The sequence below is a fragment of the Actinospica acidithermotolerans genome (assembly GCF_018139625.1).
GTDB classification, from domain to species: Bacteria; Actinomycetota; Actinomycetes; order Streptomycetales; family Catenulisporaceae; genus Actinospica; species Actinospica acidithermotolerans.
This window is the reverse complement of sequence record NZ_JAGSOH010000347.1, coordinates 1-457: the sequence shown is the minus strand read 5'-3', so window position 1 is coordinate 457 and position 457 is coordinate 1. Positions and strand designations below refer to the sequence as shown.

General features: G+C 61.1%; 1 protein-coding gene. It reads left to right on the top strand.

The annotated features are described in order from the left end of the window. Positions 1–457: membrane protein insertase YidC (gene yidC, locus KDK95_RS38930; RefSeq protein WP_212522646.1), on the top strand; the 457-nt coding region annotated here is incomplete at both ends.

Below are 457 nucleotides of genomic sequence, written 5' to 3'. Positions count from 1 at the left end.
GGTGAAGGACTACGGCTGGCTGACCATCCTGTCCAAGCCGCTCTACTGGCTGCTCGACCAGCTGCACAAGATCCTGAGCAACTGGGGCTGGTCGATCGTGGCGCTGGTGCTGCTGCTCAAGATCGCGTTCTACTGGCTCAACGCCAAGGCATATGCCTCGATGGCCAAGATGAAGGCCATCAACCCCAAGATCATGGAGATGCGCGAGCGCCTGAAGGACAAGCCACAGCAGATGCAGCAGGAGATGATGCGCATCTACCGCGAGGAGAAGGTCAACCCGATGGGCGGCTGCTTCCCCATCATGATCCAGATCCCGGTGTTCATCGCGCTCTACTGGGTGCTGCTGTCGAGCGTGGAGATGCGCAACGCGCCCTGGATCGGCTGGATCCGCGATCTCTCTTCGCCCGACCCGTTCTTCATCCTGCCCCTGCTGATGACGGCCAGCTCGCTGCTGCAG